This window comes from Microbacterium sp. CFH 31415, assembly GCF_022538185.1.
Classification (GTDB): domain Bacteria; phylum Actinomycetota; class Actinomycetes; order Actinomycetales; family Microbacteriaceae; genus Microbacterium.
This window is the reverse complement of the sequence record NZ_JAKYXC010000016.1, coordinates 13,667-28,778: the sequence shown is the minus strand read 5'-3', so window position 1 is coordinate 28,778 and position 15,112 is coordinate 13,667. Positions and strand designations below refer to the sequence as shown.

Annotated in this window: 17 protein-coding genes and 1 pseudogene; 8 read left to right on the top strand and 10 right to left on the bottom strand. The window is 71.2% G+C overall.

Annotated features, from left to right (window positions below; translation table 11 throughout):
* Positions 1-53 precede the first annotated feature (53 nt).
* Both MK786_RS14390 and MK786_RS14385 read right to left on the bottom strand, forming a co-directional pair.
* On the bottom strand, positions 54-1,214 hold the full coding sequence (locus MK786_RS14390) for a cystathionine gamma-synthase (protein WP_241112925.1): 1,161 nt from the start codon (positions 1,212-1,214) through the stop codon (positions 54-56).
* Positions 1,211-2,224, bottom strand: coding sequence for a PLP-dependent cysteine synthase family protein (locus MK786_RS14385; RefSeq protein ID WP_241112924.1), 1,014 nt, complete (start codon positions 2,222-2,224; stop codon positions 1,211-1,213). Before MK786_RS14385 ends, MK786_RS14390 begins: the two co-directional genes overlap by 4 nt.
* A 161-nt stretch (positions 2,225-2,385) precedes the next feature.
* On the opposite strand from MK786_RS14385, the gene MK786_RS14380 reads away from it, so the two are divergent.
* The 3 genes and pseudogenes from MK786_RS14380 to MK786_RS16490 all read left to right on the top strand — a co-directional run bounded on the left by MK786_RS14380 (position 2,386) and on the right by MK786_RS16490 (position 3,523).
* Positions 2,386-2,664 carry a DUF6412 domain-containing protein gene (locus tag MK786_RS14380; RefSeq protein WP_241112923.1) on the top strand — a complete coding sequence of 93 codons (279 nt, stop codon included), beginning with the start codon at positions 2,386-2,388 and terminating at the stop codon, positions 2,662-2,664.
* Positions 2,665-2,832: 168 nt separating this feature from the next.
* Positions 2,833-3,009 (top strand): annotated as a pseudogene (locus MK786_RS16495) (preprotein translocase YidC); the annotation flags it as partial.
* Positions 3,010-3,094: 85 nt separating this feature from the next.
* A complete protein-coding gene (locus tag MK786_RS16490; RefSeq protein WP_308220049.1) occupies positions 3,095-3,523 on the top strand; it encodes a hypothetical protein in 429 nt (142 codons plus the stop codon).
* Positions 3,524-3,568: 45 nt separating this feature from the next.
* On the opposite strand, the gene MK786_RS14370 is transcribed toward MK786_RS16490, so the two are convergent.
* Complete coding sequence (locus tag MK786_RS14370) at positions 3,569-4,096, bottom strand: potassium channel family protein (RefSeq protein ID WP_241112922.1); 528 nt, start codon at positions 4,094-4,096, stop codon at positions 3,569-3,571.
* A gap of 177 nt (positions 4,097-4,273) precedes the next feature.
* Between MK786_RS14370 and MK786_RS14365 the strand changes: the two genes are divergently transcribed.
* From MK786_RS14365 to panB, 3 genes are read left to right on the top strand one after another with little or no spacing between them, the layout of a single operon-like run.
* Entirely contained in the window at positions 4,274-5,029 is a 756-nt protein-coding gene (locus tag MK786_RS14365; protein ID WP_241112921.1) for a DUF2520 domain-containing protein, read from the top strand.
* Complete coding sequence (panC, locus tag MK786_RS14360; RefSeq protein ID WP_241112920.1) at positions 5,026-5,877, top strand: pantoate--beta-alanine ligase; 852 nt, start codon at positions 5,026-5,028, stop codon at positions 5,875-5,877. Before MK786_RS14365 ends, panC begins: the two co-directional genes overlap by 4 nt.
* Positions 5,874-6,797 (top strand): 3-methyl-2-oxobutanoate hydroxymethyltransferase, encoded by a 924-nt coding sequence (gene panB, locus MK786_RS14355; protein ID WP_374200485.1) that lies wholly within the window; start codon positions 5,874-5,876, stop codon positions 6,795-6,797. Before panC ends, panB begins: the two co-directional genes overlap by 4 nt.
* Positions 6,798-6,923: 126 nt before the next feature.
* Here the strand turns inward: panB and MK786_RS14350 are convergent, their stop codons facing one another.
* From MK786_RS14350 to MK786_RS14330, 5 genes are all read right to left on the bottom strand, one after another.
* Complete coding sequence (locus tag MK786_RS14350) at positions 6,924-7,103, bottom strand: CsbD family protein (protein WP_241112919.1); 180 nt, start codon at positions 7,101-7,103, stop codon at positions 6,924-6,926.
* Positions 7,104-7,147: 44 nt separating this feature from the next.
* Complete coding sequence (locus MK786_RS14345) at positions 7,148-7,810, bottom strand: hypothetical protein (RefSeq protein WP_241112918.1); 663 nt, start codon at positions 7,808-7,810, stop codon at positions 7,148-7,150.
* 344 nt (positions 7,811-8,154) lie between these two features.
* Positions 8,155-8,694 carry a YaeQ family protein gene (locus MK786_RS14340; protein WP_241112917.1) on the bottom strand — a complete coding sequence of 180 codons (540 nt, stop codon included), beginning with the start codon at positions 8,692-8,694 and terminating at the stop codon, positions 8,155-8,157.
* A gap of 11 nt (positions 8,695-8,705) precedes the next feature.
* Entirely contained in the window at positions 8,706-8,918 is a 213-nt protein-coding gene (locus MK786_RS14335; protein WP_241112916.1) for a hypothetical protein, read from the bottom strand.
* Positions 8,912-10,390, bottom strand: a complete 1,479-nt coding sequence (locus MK786_RS14330; RefSeq protein ID WP_241112915.1) for an SDR family NAD(P)-dependent oxidoreductase — start codon at positions 10,388-10,390, stop codon at positions 8,912-8,914. Before MK786_RS14330 ends, MK786_RS14335 begins: the two co-directional genes overlap by 7 nt.
* A 49-nt stretch (positions 10,391-10,439) precedes the next feature.
* On the opposite strand from MK786_RS14330, the gene MK786_RS14325 reads away from it, so the two are divergent.
* On the top strand, positions 10,440-10,856 hold the full coding sequence (locus MK786_RS14325) for an NUDIX domain-containing protein (RefSeq protein WP_374200483.1): 417 nt from the start codon (positions 10,440-10,442) through the stop codon (positions 10,854-10,856).
* A 20-nt stretch (positions 10,857-10,876) separates the two neighbouring features.
* On the opposite strand, the gene MK786_RS14320 is transcribed toward MK786_RS14325, so the two are convergent.
* Positions 10,877-11,170 carry a hypothetical protein gene (locus MK786_RS14320; RefSeq protein ID WP_241112914.1) on the bottom strand — a complete coding sequence of 98 codons (294 nt, stop codon included), beginning with the start codon at positions 11,168-11,170 and terminating at the stop codon, positions 10,877-10,879.
* Between the two features lie 238 nt (positions 11,171-11,408).
* Here MK786_RS14320 and MK786_RS14315 point away from each other — a divergent pair, with 238 nt between their 5' ends.
* Positions 11,409-12,695, top strand: a complete 1,287-nt coding sequence (locus tag MK786_RS14315) for a cytochrome P450 (protein ID WP_241112913.1) — start codon at positions 11,409-11,411, stop codon at positions 12,693-12,695.
* Positions 12,696-12,754: 59 nt separating this feature from the next.
* Here MK786_RS14315 and MK786_RS14310 read toward each other — a convergent pair whose 3' ends face one another.
* Entirely contained in the window at positions 12,755-15,109 is a 2,355-nt protein-coding gene (locus MK786_RS14310) for an arylsulfatase (RefSeq protein WP_241112912.1), read from the bottom strand.
* Between the last annotated feature and the right edge of the window lie 3 nt (positions 15,110-15,112).

Here is a 15,112-nt window from a genome sequence, read left to right as displayed (position 1 = left end):
GGAAGTGCCCCCTCCGGCGGCACGTTGTGACAGGTGAGCAGGCCGAGCCAGGCTCAGAGGGCCGAGAGCGCCTGGTCGAGGTCGGCGATGAGGTCGTCGACGGTCTCGATGCCGACCGACAGCCGCACCAGCTCTTCGGGGACGGCGAGCTCGGTGCCGCGCACCGATGCGTGGGTCATCGCATCCGGGTAGTTCATGAGCGACTCCACTCCGCCGAGCGACTCCGCCAGCTGGAACAGCTTCGTCGACTCCGCGAGACGGCGAGCGGATGCCGCGTCCGCCAGCTCCGCGGAGACGATGCCGCCGAAGCCGCTCATCTGGCGGGCGGCGAGCTCGTGACCGGGGTGCGCCGGGAGGCCGGGGTAGTACACGCGCGCGACCTTGGGGTGCGCGTCGAGAAACTCCGCCACCGCCTGCGCGTTTTCGCTGTGGCGCTGCATGCGCACTGCGAGCGTCTTGATGCCGCGCGTGGTGAGCCAGGCGTCCAGCGGGCCGGAGACCGCACCCACCGCGAACTGGTGGAACTTCGCCTGCTCGTACAGGGCGTCGTCGTTGAGGATCAGCGCGCCGCCGACGACGTCGGAGTGCCCGCCGAGGTACTTGGTCGTCGAGTGGACGACGACGTCGGCGCCGAGCGAGAGCGGCTGCTGGAGCGCCGGCGAGGCGAAGGTGTTGTCGACGACGACGAGGGCGCCGGCATCGTGGCCGAGCTGCGCGAGCCCCGCGATGTCGGTGATGTGCAGCATCGGGTTGCTCGGCGTCTCGACCCACAGGATCCGCGCCGGCCGCTCGGCGAGCGCGGCCCCGACCGCGGCGAGGTCGCTCATGTCGACGATGCGCAGACCGATGCCCCACGGCGCGAGCACCCGGGCGAGCAGTCGGTAGGTGCCGCCGTAGACGTCGCTGCCGAGGAGCACCTCGTCGCCGGGCTTCAACACGGACCGCAGGAGTGCGTCCTCGGCGGCGAGACCCGACGCGAACGACAGGCCGTGGGCACCGCTCTCGAGCGCGGCGAGCTGCGCCTCGAGCGCGGTGCGCGTCGGGTTGCCGCTGCGGCCGTACTCGTACCCCTGACGGAGCCCGCCGATGCCGTCCTGGGCATACGTGGTCGAGAAGTGGACGGGCGGGATGACCGCACCCGTCGTCGGGTCGAACGCCTGTCCGGCGTGGACGGCGCGGGTCTCGAATCCGCGGGGGACGTTCGAGTCGGTCATGCCTGGGTTCCTTCGGATCGGTGGTCGGCGTTGTCGACGGCCGGCTCCGGCGCGGCGACGTCGAAGCCTCGCGCGCGCATCCAGTCGTCGTCGTAGATCTTGCTGAGGTAGCCGCGCCCGTGGTCGGGCAGCAGCACGACGACCACCGCGTCGGCGGGCAGGTCGCGGGCCGCGCGCAGCGCGCCGACGACGGCCATCCCGCTCGAGCCGCCGACGAGCAGCCCCTCCTCCCGGGCGAGGCGCCGGGTCATCGCGAACGCGTCGGCGTCGGACACCCGCTGCAGCTCGTGGGGCACCGAGGGGTCGTAGCTCTCGGGCCAGAAGTCCTCGCCGACGCCCTCGACGAGATAGCCGTGCACCGGCCCGCCCGAGTAGAGCGAGCCCTCGGGGTCGACGCCGACCACCCGCACCGCGTCACCCGACACCTCGCGCAGGTATCGTCCGGTGCCGGTGATCGTGCCTCCTGTGCCGATGCCTGCGACGAAGTGCGTCACCCGGCCGTCGGTGTCGCGCCAGATCTCGGGCCCGGTGGTCTCGTAGTGCGCGCGGGGGCCGTTCAGGTTCGCGAACTGGTTCGGCTTGAAGGCGCCGGGGATCTCACGGGCCAGGCGGTCGGAGACGCTGTAGTACGAGCCCGGATCCTCGGGCGGCACACTCGTCTCGGTGATCACGACCTCGGCGCCGTACGCCTTCAGGACCGCGACCTTCTCGCCCGCGAACTTGTCGGGCACGACGAAGATCATGCGGTAGCCCCGTTCGAGGGCGACGAGTGCGAGCCCCACGCCGGTGTTCCCGCTGGTCGGCTCGACGATCGTGCCGCCGGGCTTCAAGAGGCCATCGCGCTCGGCGGCGTCGATGATGTTGCGGGCGATGCGGTCCTTGGCTGAGCTGCCGGGGTTGAAGTACTCGACCTTCGCGAGCACGGTGGCGGCGATGCCGTCGGTGACGCGGGTGAGCTGGACGAGAGGGGTGTTGCCGACGAGGTCGGCCACGCTCTTGGCGTAACGCACGGATGTGTCCTTGGTGGTGTCGCCGCGCTGAGCGCGGACGGGCTGTCGGGGTCGCGGAGGCGTGCCGGAGGCACTCAGCGACAACAACGACAGGTCAACACGCGGTCAGTCTAGCCCGATGCCCGTGTTAGCGTGAGCGCGATCGACGGAAGGCGGTGGGCATGTTCGAGTCTCTGGGCATCCTGCTCCGCCTGCTGCTCGAGGTCTTCGGCGCTGTCGCCGTCCGGGAGCCCAGCGCGCTGGTGCTCGCCGCCGCGCTCGCGGCGATCGCGATCGTCGCCCTCACGGCCGTTCCGGTCGAGCTTCCCGCCTCCGCTGTCGGGTCGTCGCCGCACCCGCGGCGCGCGATCGACGTCTCGGTGAGTCCGGCGCAGAGCGATCCGGATGCCCCTGGGCACTCCCGTCCGCGAGCGCCGGGATACGCGGCCCCGGCCGCCTGACCCCGTTCCGCGCCGTCCGCGCTCCCCGTCCGCCGGGGTGGCCGTCGGCGTCTGCCGGTGTCGTCGTGGCCGCACGCGACCACCTCGGCATCGACGAACGGACCACCCTTGGACATCTACGCCCTCCCCCCTGTCGCCGCAGTCCTCGACGCGGCATACGCCGTGCTCATGCAGCTCACGGCCCTCCTCGAACCACTCGCGGGTGCGGCGGCGGCCGCGGCATCCGTCCTCCTCATCACCCTCCTGGTGCGCGCCGTGCTCGTGCCCGCCGGCGTCTCGCAGGCGAAGGCCGAGCAGACGCGCAGCCGGCTCGCGCCGAAGCTGCGCGACCTGCAGAAGCGGTACGGCCGCGATCGTGAGCGGCTGCAGCGCGAGACGATGAGGCTGTACGCCGACGAGAACCTCGCCGTTCGCAGGCTGCCTGCCCCTCGTGGCCCAGGCGCCGGTCATCGGGGTCGTCTACGCGCTCTTCGCATTCCCGGCGATCGCGGGGCACGCGAATGCGCTGCAGTCCGAGACGCTCCTCGGCGTCCCGCTCGGCGCGAGCCTCGTGGGGTCGATCGCCGCCGGTACCGCCACGGCGCCCACGTTCGCGGTGTTCGGCGCGCTGATCGTCGTGATCGCCGTCGCCGCCGAGCTCACACGACGCGCGTTCCGACAGCCTGTGACGGACGGAGCGGATGCCTCGCCCCTCGCGAGTGCGGGATTCGCACGCGCCGTCGGGGCGCTGCAGTTCACGACCGCCGTCGTGGCGCTGTTCGTCCCGCTCGCCGCGGCGATCTACCTCGCGACCACCGTCGTCTGGACGCTGGTGCAGCGCGTGATCCTGCGTCGTCGCTACCCGCTCGCCGCGCCCTGAGGGTCAGCGATCGGTGGCGGGCGCCGGTGCGTCGGCATCCGAGGGTTACGGCTCCCGCCCGTACTTGACGGCCATCGTGAGCAGGCGCACACCTGCGCCGAGCACGATGAGGTTCAGGATCATCTGCACCGTCACCACCACGCGGGCGAGCTCGGTGACCGCGCTGATGTCACCGAACCCGACCGTCGCGAAGATCGTCACCGTGAAGTAGAGGGAGTCCATGCGTGACAGGTCGCCGGTGAAGGCAGCGGGATCGTTCCGCGACATCAGGAAGTACATGGTGGCGAAGAGGAGGAGGTAGATGGGGGCGATGACCGCGAGGGCCTCGATCGCGCGCACGCCCGGATCAGCAGAGCGGATGATCGCGAGCACCTGCCACACCGTCACCCCTGCGAGCACGGCGGCCGCGACGACGATCGCGAGCGGCACGGGGATCGTGTCGATCCAGTCGAGCGGCACGAGGAAGTAGAGAGTGACGAGCACCGCCGCCGAGAGGAGCGCCCGCAGCAGGCCGAGGGCGATGACCTTCCGGCGCTGAGCCCGGGTCAGCCGTTCGATCGGCGCGTCATCCATGGGTGCGGCGTCCTCTCCCCCGGCGTGCGCAGGGCGCGGCTCCGCCACGGTGACCTCAAGGGTGCCGGTCGCCCTGCGCCCGTGCATCACCCGCGGGGAGTGAACTCGCGGCGTCTCGCCGCCCGCGCCGCAGTGGGATACTCGACAGATCGGCCGCCAGTGGTCGTCACCATCATCATGAGCACCTCGAATCAGAGTCGCATCGTCGCGAGCATCAGCGTCGTCGGGGCCGGCCGCGTGGGCCGAGCCGCCGCCGCCTCGCTGCGCGCCGCGGGCTACGAGGTTCACGGCCCGACCGGCCGCGGCGAGCGGGTCGAACCCGCAGACGCCGTGCTCCTGTGCGTCCCTGACCGCGAGATCGGCGAGGCAGGCACGGTCGCGCGCGATGCCGCGCCCCTCGTGGGCCACACGTCCGGCGCGACGCCGCTGGCCGAGGTGGGCGTCGACTTCGGGCTGCACCCGCTGCGGGCCTTCGTGGGCACCGAGGGCGCCGACTCCTTCGCGGGCATCGGATGCGCCGTCGCGGGCACCTCGCCCGAGGCGCTGCGGGCCGCCGAAGAGCTCGCCCTCGCCGTCGGCGGCCGGCCGTTCGAGGTGCGCGACGAGCAGCGTGCCGGGTATCACGCGGCCGCCTCGATCGCGTCGAACTACCTCGTGACGTTGCAGGCGGCCGCCGAGACGGTGGCTGCGGCATCGGGCCTTCCCGACGGATTCCGCGCGCACCTCGTTCCGCTCGTGCGCGGCACGGTCGAGAACTGGGCGGCCCTTGGGCCGCGCGAGGCGCTCACCGGTCCGATCGTCCGCGGAGATGAGCCGACCGTGCAGCGGCAGCGGGCCGCGGTCGAGGCATCCGCTCCCGGCCTTCTTCCGCTCTTCGACGAGCTGACCGAGCGCACGCGCGCGCTCGTCGGCTCGGAGGGGGCACCGGCATGAGGACCGTCCGGACCGTCGCCGATGTGCGTGCCGCGGTGCGCGATGCGCGATCGCAAGGCGCCTCCGTCGGGCTCGTGCCGACGATGGGCGCCCTCCACGACGGTCACCTCTCGCTCGTCCGCCGGGCACGGGACGAGAACGACCTCGTCGTGGTGTCGCTGTTCGTCAATCCGACGCAGTTCGGGCCGAACGAGGACCTCGCGTCGTACCCGCGCAACGAGGCGCGCGACTCCGAACTGGCCGCGGGGGCCGGCGCCGAAATCCTGTTCGCTCCTCCGGCGGACGAGGTATACCCACGCGGATTCTCGACGACCATTCATATCGCCGGCATCACCGACGTGCTCGACGGCGCCCACCGAGGCGCGCACCACTTCGACGGGGTGGCGACGGTCGTCACGAAGCTGTTCCAGATGGTGGCGCCGGATGCCGCGTACTTCGGCCAGAAGGACGCTCAGCAGGTGCTCGTAATCCGCCGGCTCGTGCGCGATCTCGACATGCCGGTGCGCATCGTCGCATGCCCGATCGTGCGCGAGCCGGACGGGCTGGCGATGAGCTCGCGCAACGCCTATCTCGACCCTGCCGCGCGTGAGCAGGCGACCGCGCTGAACCGTGCTCTCGAGGCAGCCGAGGCCGTCGTCCGCAGCGGCGAGACCGGTGCGGATGCTGTGATCGCGGCCGCACGCGAGGTGCTGGCGCGCGCCGGCATCGAGCCCGAGTACCTCGAACTGCGGTCGCCCGACGACCTCGCCGAGCTCGACCGTGTGGACGGCGGAGCGCTGCTGGCCGTCGCCGCGCAGGTCGGCAAGGCACGACTCATCGACAACCGAATCCTGGAGGCCACCCCATGAGCGCAGGATCCTTCCCTACGACCGGCAAGCCGGCCCGCCCCCGCATGACCTTCGGCGCGCTCGCCGCGATGAAGGAACGCGGCGAGCCGATCGCGATGGTCACCGCCTACGACTATCCGAGCGCCCAGATCGCCGAGGCGGCAGGCGTCGACATGGTTCTCGTCGGCGACTCGGCGGCGATGACGGTGCTCGGGCACGAATCGACCGTGCCCGTGACGGTCGACGAGATGCTGATGCTCACGGCCGCCGTGCGACGGGGGCTGTCGACGCCGTTGCTCGTCGCCGACCTGCCCTTCGGGTCGTACGAGCAGTCCGACGAGCAGGCCGTGAAGACCGCGCAGCGCTTCGTGAAGAGGACCGGCTGCGACGCGGTCAAGATCGAGCGCGGAGGCTCGTCGGTCGACCGCGCCCGCGCGATCGTCGCCGCGGGGATCCCGGTGATGGGGCACGTCGGCCTCACCCCGCAGACCGCGGCGAACATCGGCGGCTACCGCGCGCAGGGCCGCACCGCGGAGGAGGCCGTCGCCCTGTGCGAGAGCGCGATCGCCCTCCAGGACGCCGGATGCTTCGCCATCGTGTTCGAGGCGATCCCGAGCCCCGTGACCGAGGCGATCATGCCACAGCTCTCGATCCCAGTGATCGGCATCGGCGCCGGACCGAGCACCGACGGCCAGGTGCTCGTTTTCCACGACCTGCTCGGCATTTACGACGGCCACACCGCCCGGTTCGTCAAGCGCTACGCCGAGCTGCGCGGCGAGATGATCGGCGCCGTCTCGGCCTACGCCGAAGAGGTGCGCACGCACGCCTACCCGCAGCCCGAGCACGGGTACGGGATGCCGGCCGACGAGGCCGCCCGCCTGCGCGCGATCCTCGACTCGAGCGCTCCTCCGCAGGTGCGCACGCGCCGTCCCGGGGCGTAGCGCCGTCCCGGGGCGTAGCACCGACCCGGGGCGTAGCGCCGTCCCGGGGCGTAGCACCGACGCGGCTTCGGTCGCGTGGGCACGGCTGTGCCCCCGGCCGTAACCGGGGGCACGCGGCACGCCAGATCAGCGATCGTTGGTGAAGGCGTCCTTCACATCGTCGCCGGCCTGCTTGATGTTGGCCTTGGCCTGGTCCATCTTGCCTTCGGCCTGGAGGCGTTCGTTGTCGGTCATATCGCCGACCCCCTCCTTGACCTTGCCCTTCATCTCTTCCGCGCCGTGCTTGATGTCATCTCCTGCACCCATGGCGTTCTCCTTTCTCTGGATGGTCCCTGCGAGGGTCTTCTAGGTCATACGCCGTCGGCGTCGCGGTCCACGCCTAGTCGATCGACCCGGCGGTGGTAGCGCATCCCGAGGATGCCGCCGAGGATCGCGCCGCCGAGCGTGATGAGCGCCGCCACGACGGCGGTGATGATGCCTGTCACGGTCGCGTCCATCGGGAAGCGCGGGAAGCCGTCGAGCGCCGACAGGATGTCCCACCGGCTGCCGGCCGCCAGGCTGAGCAGCGCGACCACGATCGCGATGACGATTCCCCACAGCCAGACGGCGAAGCCCTGCGCCGCGCCGCTGAACCGCGCCATGCGCCCGGCGACGTAGCCGCCCGCGAGGTACGCGACGAACAGGGCGATCCCGATCGCGATGGCGCCGACGATGCCTACCGTGTCGGGGTTGTCGGACGCCGCGTCCGCGACCTCTTCGACCGTGGTGCCGGTCTCGATGCCGATGGCGGCGCCGACGGCGCCGACGATGGCCGAGAGCAGGACGACCGCACCGAAGGCAGCGAGCCAGCCGAAGAACGCCGAGCCGAACTTCACACCGCCGAAGCGGTTGCGCTCCTCGGCGAGCGCTTGGCCGTGCGACAGGTCCGCCGGTGCCACGGGTGCGGCGGCAACCGTGTCGGCGTCGTGCACGGTGCGATCCCGGTCGGTGCGCGCGTCGTTGTCGTAACTCATGCGGCGAGATTAGGACGCTTGCGCCCACAGGGGTGCCCCGTTGCGGCGAGCGCGCGTAAGGCTTATGCTCCCGCGCCGCGAAGCGTTCTCCACCCGTGGGGCGGCGCCCTTCCCCTGGGACTGCGCGCGTCACGCGCCGCCCCTGCCCCGCGAGTGCGCGCCGCCCCTGCCCCGCGGGTGAGGCCGGGCGGCGGTCAAACCGTCGGGAGAAACGCCGTCGCGCGTTGCGCGCGCGGGCCGTAGAGGCCGAAATCTCCCGACGGTTTGACAGGGAGCGCGCGAGCTTCAGGAGAGATGCCGGTGGCGGAAGGTCGGAGAAGCCGCGGCGCGGGCTTCGCGCGCACTCAGGCGAGCGAGTGGTCGTGGATCTCCGACGAGGTGCTGGTGCCGTTGAGCTCGAGGTAGAGCTGGCGCTCGGTGACCGAGAGGGTCATGGTGTTGCGCCGCGCGATCGCGGCGACGGCCGCGTCGACGAACCCGGGGTCGAAGCTGTGCAGCACGATCCCCTCGGCGTTGTAGATGCGCTTCCCCGCCCAGGGCGCCATCACCTTCGCGGGGTCGCGATGCGTGTACACGACGGTGCGCTCGGCAAGCCGGCTGCCCTGGTGCAGGCGCTCGGCGTCGGGGGCGCCGACCTCGATCCACGCGATCACGCGGCCGGTGAGGTCGCGCACGAGCACGGCCGGCTCGTCGGTCGCCGAGATGCCCTCGCTGAACGCGATGCCCTCTTCGTACTCGAGGCAGTACGCGAGTACGCGTGTCATCATGAACGCGTCGGTCTCGGACGGATGCCGCGCCACACGCAGCGTGAGGTCTTCATAGACACCGCGATCGACGTCGGCCAGGGACACGTCGAAGGTGTGGATGGTCGCGCCGACTGCCATAGCCGACGAGCCTAGACGATGCGAGGTCGGGGAGCGGGTGGCGGCGGAACCTCCTTGGCCGCGATGATGTCGGCCCGTGCGATGCGCTCGATGCCGCGCTTGCCGTCGACGACGACGGTCTCGGCATCCGCTTCCAGCAGTTCTCCGAGCGCGTCCGTCGCCTGCCCCGAGGGCAGCAGGTAGCGCACGACCACCCGGTGCCCGGGCTCGGGAAGCGTCACCATGCGCCGGGCGCGTAGTCCTTGAGGAACACGCCGAACAGGTCTTCGCCCGCCTCGCCGCGCACGATCGGGTCGTAGACGCGGGCCGCGCCGTCGACGAGGTCGAGCGGGGCGTGGAAGCCCTCCTCGGCGAGACGCACCTTCGTCGGGTGAGGGCGCTCGTCGGTGATCCAGCCGGTGTCGACGCTCGTCATCAGGATGCGGTCGGTCTCGAACATCTCGCGCGCACTCGTGCGGGTGAGCATGTTGACCGCTGCCTTCGCCATGTTGGTGTGCGGATGCCCCGGCCCCTTGTAGCCACGGTTGAACACACCCTCCATCGCGCTGACGTTCACCACATAGGTGCGCCGCGCCGGGCTGGCGGCGAGCGACGGGCGCAGTCGCGAGATGAGGAGGAACGGCGCGGTCGTGTTGGCGAGCTGCACCTCGAGCATCTCGAGCGGGTCGACCTCGTCCACCCGCTGCACCCACGAGTTCGAGTGGTCGAGGTCGGGGATGAGCCCACCCGCGTCGATCGCCGTGCCCGCCGCGAGGCGTTCGAGCGAGCTCGAGCCCGCGGCCATCGCCTGCTCGGTGAGCTCGTCGGCGCGCGCGGCCGCGGCGGCGAGGATCGGATGCGCGGTGACCGACCGCTCCAGTGCCTGTGGGTGCTGGTCGTTCGTGTGACCGAACGTGACGAGTTCGGGCAGAGGGCCGGACGGCAGCGGCGCGAGCTCGGCGTCGACCAGCGGCTGGTACGCGCCCGGCGAGCGACGCACGGTCTGCGTCGCGTTGTTGATCAGGATGTCGAGCGGCCCGGCGGCGGCGACTTCGTCGGCGAGGCCGATCACCTGCGCCGGATCACGCAGGTCGATGCCGACGATCTTGAGCCGGTCGATCCAGTCGGCGGCGTCGGGCAGGCCGCTGAAACGGCGCACGGCGTCGCGCGGGAAACGGGTCGTGATCGTCGTGTGCGCGCCGTCGCGCAGCAGCCGCAGCGCGATGTACATGCCGATCTTCGCGCGGCCGCCTGTCAGCAGGGCGCGCTTGCCGGTGAGGTCGGTGCGGGCGTTGCGCTTCTCGTGGCTCATCGCCGCGCAGGTGGGGCAGAGCTGGTGGTAGAACGCGTCGACGACCGTGTACGGCTGCTTGCAGATGTAGCAGCCGCGGGCCTTGATGAGCGTGCCCGCCGTCGGTGCCGTCGTGGACGTGCTGATCGGGATGCCGCGCGTCTCGTCGTCGATCCGGTCGGGAGCTCCGGTGGCCGTCGCCGCGACGACCGCCTTGTCCGCCTGTGCGATCGCCTCGCGGATCTCTCGCCTCCGCTCCTTCTTGACCGCCTTGAACATGGCTGCGGTCGCGCGCCGCACGGCGATGAAGTCGGGGTGGGTCTCGTCGAGCCCGGCCATGCTCCCGAGGACGCGGAGCGTCGTCTCGAGGTCGGCACGGTCGATGCCGCTCGGCGGGAGGTCGGCGGCGGGGGTCTGGTCAGGCACACGCGATTCTACGTCGGCCCGTATGGGCGCGACCTGTTAGCGTGCCGGGGTGACCACCCTGCCCGACGAGCCGACGCAGCCCCGCCGCATCCATGTCTCGGCCGCGGTCATCCTCGACGAGCACGGTCGACTGCTGCTGGTGCGCAAGGAGGGGACGACGGCTTTCATGCAGCCGGGTGGCAAGCCCGAACCGGGCGAGTCACCGGATGAGACCCTCAGCCGCGAGCTCGCCGAAGAACTCGGCATCCACGTCCCCGTCGACGACCTCCGCTCGCTGGGCGCGTTCACCGCCGCAGCCGCCAATGAGCCCGGCTGCCTCGTCGTCGCCGATGTGTTCGCCGCCGACATCGGCTCGCAGAGTCCCACGGTCGGCGCCGAGATCGCCGAACTGCGGTGGATCACGCGCGCTGACGCTGCGGAGCTCGAGGTGGCGCCGCTCGCACGAGAGAACTTCCTGCCCGACTGACGACGCGCCGGGAGCCCACGTCAGGCCGCGGCAACCGCGACCGGCGCCGTCTCCACTGCCCTGCCCTCCCGCCGCACGCGCATCCCCTCGGCGATGGCGGCCAGCGCCTCCCGCAGCGAGGGGTATTCGTCGACGCCGGCACGACCGTGCACCCAGAGCACGTAGACGATCTGGTCTTTGCACTCGAGGTAGGCGACCACGCGATGGGGATCGCTGTGGCCTGCGAGGGAGTCGCACGCCACCCAACCGCCGTTGCCCACCCAGACGAGGTCGGGCCGGGGATCGCCCCCGGTGATCACACGCGTCATCTCCATGGCCATGCCTCCTCGCACTCGCCCAGCGCCCCACACGCCGGCCCCAGCATCCCAGTCCTCCCGCACACGGTGGGAGGCCTTGACGAGCGCCGGAATGTCTGAATCGACAGGCGCCACCGCGGCCGACTCCGCCGCGGCCGACCGAGGCCGCCGCGGCCCGCCAAGCGCCCGTGTAGCACAGCCGCCGCGGGAGCCGCACCCCCTGGCACGGGCGCCGCGCACCTGCGAGCGTGGCGGAATGCTGATCGACGACGGTCTCCGATTCGCCCTGCGCGGGTACGACTTCAGCGCGAGCCTGTGGCGACGAGCGCGCCGGGGGGCGCGCGCTGTTCCGATGCAGCTGCTCTGGCGGGAGGCGCTGTTCGTGCGAGGCGCCGACGGCGTCGACGTCTTCTACGACGACCGGCTGGTCGAACGGCACGGTGCGATGCCCTCGATCGTTCAGGAGACCCTGTTCGGGCACGATTCCGTGCACAGCCTCGACGGCGAGGACCACCGTCACCGCAAGGCCACGTTCGTCGATGTCGCCTACGACGACGCCCAGGTCGAGCGGCTCACCCCGCTGCTCGAGCGCGAGTGGCAGGCGGAGCTCGCGGACTGGATCGCCGGCGGTCGCCGCTCCGCATACGACGCGGCAGTGGGGGCGCTCGGCCGCGCGATCACGACGTGGGCGGGACTGCCCGGCACCGCGGCGGCGCGCACCCGGTGGTCGGCGCGGCTCGCCCAGATCGTCGACGGGTTCGGCGCGCCGTACTCCCCCGCCTTCGTTCAGGCGCAGCTCAACCGCGCCTGGTCGGACCGCCACGCGGCACGCCTCGTCGAAGCGGTCCGCGCCGGCTCGCTCAGTGCACCGCCGGGCACGGCGCTCGCCGAGTGGGCGTGGCACACGGACCGAGACGGTGCTCTGCTGACACCCCGACTCGCCGGGGTGGAGCTGCAGAACAGCATCCGTCCCATGGTGGCCGTCGCACGGTTCGTGGCGTTCGCGGCGAAGCGCCTGCACGAGGAGCCTGGGTGGCGAGCACGCATCGCCGCCGAGACCGGCGAGCGCGATTCGCTCGTCGGCGGCCCGCTGGCCCTCGCCTTCGCGCAGGAGGTGCGCCGCATGTCGCCCTTCGTGCCGATGCTGCCGGGGTGGGCGATCGCCGACGTCGAACTCGACGGCCACCGTGTGGGCAAGGGCGGACGCGTCGTGCTCGACATCTTCGGCTCGAACACCGACGACGCGTCGTGGGTGCGCGCCGGCGACTTCGACCCCGAGCGGTTCGTCGGCGTCGACGACTACGAGGCTCTGAGCTCCTTCGTCCCGCACGGCGGAGCGGAGGTGCGCACCGGCCACCGCTGCCCCGGCGAGAAGCTCGCGCTGGCCGGACTCTCCGCGGCGATCGCCGTGCTGAGCGACCCGCGGCTCACGGTCCTCGCGCAGGGTCTGGGCGTGAACCGTCGCAGGCTGCCGACCAAGCCGTCGTCGGGCGGCAAGGTGCGCGCCGCAGCCTCCGGCGGGAGGTGTCCCTTCCACGGCTAGCGACCGACGCGACGCGACCCAGCGGCCGCGGGCGACCCGGAGTCGCCCGCATCCTCGGCTCAGGCCTTCGCCGGCACGGTGTACGCCACGTGTACGCGCCCGATCTCGCCGTCGAATGCGAAGGGCATCCGGTCGGCGTACGCCCGCGAGACGGCGCCGCCGTACGCGCGGCCGATGTCGAGGCAGTCGTTTGCGGAGAACAGCAGGGGCGCGCTGACCGGGACGGTGCCTGCCGCGACCTCGGCGCCGTCGACACGCAGCACCACGGAGAGAGGTCCGCCCGGGCGCGGCTCCACATAGGACGTCTCGATCTCGATCGCGTGATCGCCCGCCGGAAGGGGATCGGATGCCGCGACCGTGGTGCGCTGCACGAGGAACAGGTTGTACTCATAGGTCAGGATGCCGTCCACGACGAACGCCGTCAGACCGCCCCCTGCCCCGCCGAGCTTGTAGAGCACGCCGTTCGCCTTCTCGCCGACGGTCACCTCCATCGACACCGTGTTGGGCTTGTTCCCGAGCGCCGGCGCGCAGAACTCGGGCACTCTCACGGTGTCGCCGGTCATGTCCCACTCGGTGTACGGCGGCGAGATGCGCAGCTCGGGGTGGAACGGCACGACCCACAGGCCGCCTCCGATCGGCAGCACCTTGTTCCTCGCCGCCTCGATCGCGAACAGCTCCTTCAGCGCCGCCACCTTCTCGGGGTGCTGGTCGGCGAGGTCGTGTGCCTGACTCCAGTCCTCGTCGAGGTTGTAGAGCTCCCACACGTCGTGGTCGGGCGTCCACGTCTTCATTCCCGGCGGCGCTCCGGGAACCCACGGCAGGCGCGGTCCGGTGGTCGACGCCATCCAGCCGTCCTCGTAGATGGAGCGGCTCGCCATGATCTCGAAGTACTGCACGCGATGGCGGCCTTCGGCGGTCTTCTCGTCGATCGAGTACGCGAAGCTCGTGCCGTCGATGGGGTCCTGCGGGATGCCGTTGACGGTGTCGGGGTGCGAGATGCCGAGGATCTCGTAGATCGTCGGCGCCAGGTCGATCACGTGGTGGAACTGCGTGCGCGGCTCGGGATCGTGCGCGATCCGCGCGGGCCAGCGGATGAACATCGGGTTGCGCGTGCCGCCCAGGTGCGATGCCATGAGCTTCATGCCCTGGTACGGCGACGAACCCGCCCAGGCCCACGCCGCGTGGTACTGGTTGTCGGTCGCCGGAGTGCCGAGGGCGTCGAGACCGCCGAGCTCCTCGAGCGCGGCGATGTGCTGGTCGACCGTCGTCGGGATCATGTTCTGCGCGAGCAGCTCGCTGATCGTGCCGTTCTGGCCCTCGCCCGAAGACCCGTTGTCACCCCAGATGTAGACCACGATGGTGTTGTCGGCGTAGCCGAGGTGCTCCAGCTCGTCGACCACGCGGCCGGCCTGCACGTCGGCGTGCTCGCCGAATCCTGCGCACAGCTCCATGAGCCGCGCCTGGAACGGCTTCTGGTGATCGGGGATCTCGTCCCAGCCCTGCAGCGACTCGGGCCGCGGGGTCAGCACGGCGTCGTCGGGCACCCAGCCCGCCGCCTTCGCACCGGCGAGGGCGTCTTCGCGGTAGGCGTCCCATCCATCATCGAAGACGCCCTTGTACTTGTCGGCCCACTCCTTGTGGACGTGGTGCGGCCCGTGGATGGCGCCGGTCGCCCAGTACATGAAGAACGGCTTGTCGGGTGAGAGCGCCTTGTGGTCGCGCAGCCACGCGATGGCGTCGTCGGCGATGTCCTCGCTGAGGTGGTAGCCCTCTTCCGGCGATTTCGGCGGCAAGACGCTCGTGGTATTGCGCACGAGGTTCGGTTCGTACTGCGACGCCTCACCCGCGAGGAAGCCGTAGAAGTACTCGAACCCGTTTCCGGTCGGCCAGTTCTCGTAGGGTCCCGCCTTCGTCGTCTCTTCGGCGGGGGTGTTGTGCCACTTGCCCCACGCCGCGGTCGAGTAGCCGTAGTTACGCAGCACTTCGGGGATCGTCGCGCTGCTCTTGGGGATGTGCCCCGAGTAGCCATCCCAGTCGTTGGCGAGCTCGGCGATCTGTCCCGCCCCGACGCGGTGGTGGTTGCGACCGGTGAGCAGAGACGCGCGGGTCGGCGAGCACATCGAGGTGGTGTGGAAGCGGTTGTAGCCGATGCCGGCCCCGCGGATGCGTTCGAGGGTCGGAGTATCGATCTTGCCGCCGATCGGCGCCGGCAGCGCAGGCCCGGCGTCGTCGATGAGGATCACCAGGATGTTCGGTGCGTCGTCACCGAGGTGCTGCTCGGGCGGAAGAGGTGAATAGGTCGACTCGGCGAGGGTGCGACCGGCATAGCTGCCCGACGGTTTCGGGGGGAACGGCAGTGACCGGGCGGGAGGAAGCGGGTGTCCTACGATCGATGTCTTCTTCTCTTCGGTCATCTC

Coding starts and splice junctions, on each gene's coding strand:
- MK786_RS14390 (WP_241112925.1), bottom strand. CDS start 1,214: ATGACCGACTCGAACGTCCCCCGCGGATTCGAGACCCGCGCCGTCCAC.
- MK786_RS14380 (WP_241112923.1), top strand. CDS start 2,386: ATGTTCGAGTCTCTGGGCATCCTGCTCCGCCTGCTGCTCGAGGTCTTC.
- MK786_RS14370 (WP_241112922.1), bottom strand. CDS start 4,096: ATGGATGACGCGCCGATCGAACGGCTGACCCGGGCTCAGCGCCGGAAG.
- MK786_RS14365 (WP_241112921.1), top strand. CDS start 4,274: ATGAGCACCTCGAATCAGAGTCGCATCGTCGCGAGCATCAGCGTCGTC.
- panC (WP_241112920.1), top strand. CDS start 5,026: ATGAGGACCGTCCGGACCGTCGCCGATGTGCGTGCCGCGGTGCGCGAT.
- panB (WP_374200485.1), top strand. CDS start 5,874: ATGAGCGCAGGATCCTTCCCTACGACCGGCAAGCCGGCCCGCCCCCGC.
- MK786_RS14350 (WP_241112919.1), bottom strand. CDS start 7,103: ATGGGTGCAGGAGATGACATCAAGCACGGCGCGGAAGAGATGAAGGGC.
- MK786_RS14345 (WP_241112918.1), bottom strand. CDS start 7,810: ATGAGTTACGACAACGACGCGCGCACCGACCGGGATCGCACCGTGCAC.
- MK786_RS14340 (WP_241112917.1), bottom strand. CDS start 8,694: ATGGCAGTCGGCGCGACCATCCACACCTTCGACGTGTCCCTGGCCGAC.
- MK786_RS14335 (WP_241112916.1), bottom strand. CDS start 8,918: ATGGTGACGCTTCCCGAGCCCGGGCACCGGGTGGTCGTGCGCTACCTG.
- MK786_RS14320 (WP_241112914.1), bottom strand. CDS start 11,170: ATGGAGATGACGCGTGTGATCACCGGGGGCGATCCCCGGCCCGACCTC.
- MK786_RS14315 (WP_241112913.1), top strand. CDS start 11,409: ATGCTGATCGACGACGGTCTCCGATTCGCCCTGCGCGGGTACGACTTC.
- MK786_RS14310 (WP_241112912.1), bottom strand. CDS start 15,109: ATGACCGAAGAGAAGAAGACATCGATCGTAGGACACCCGCTTCCTCCC.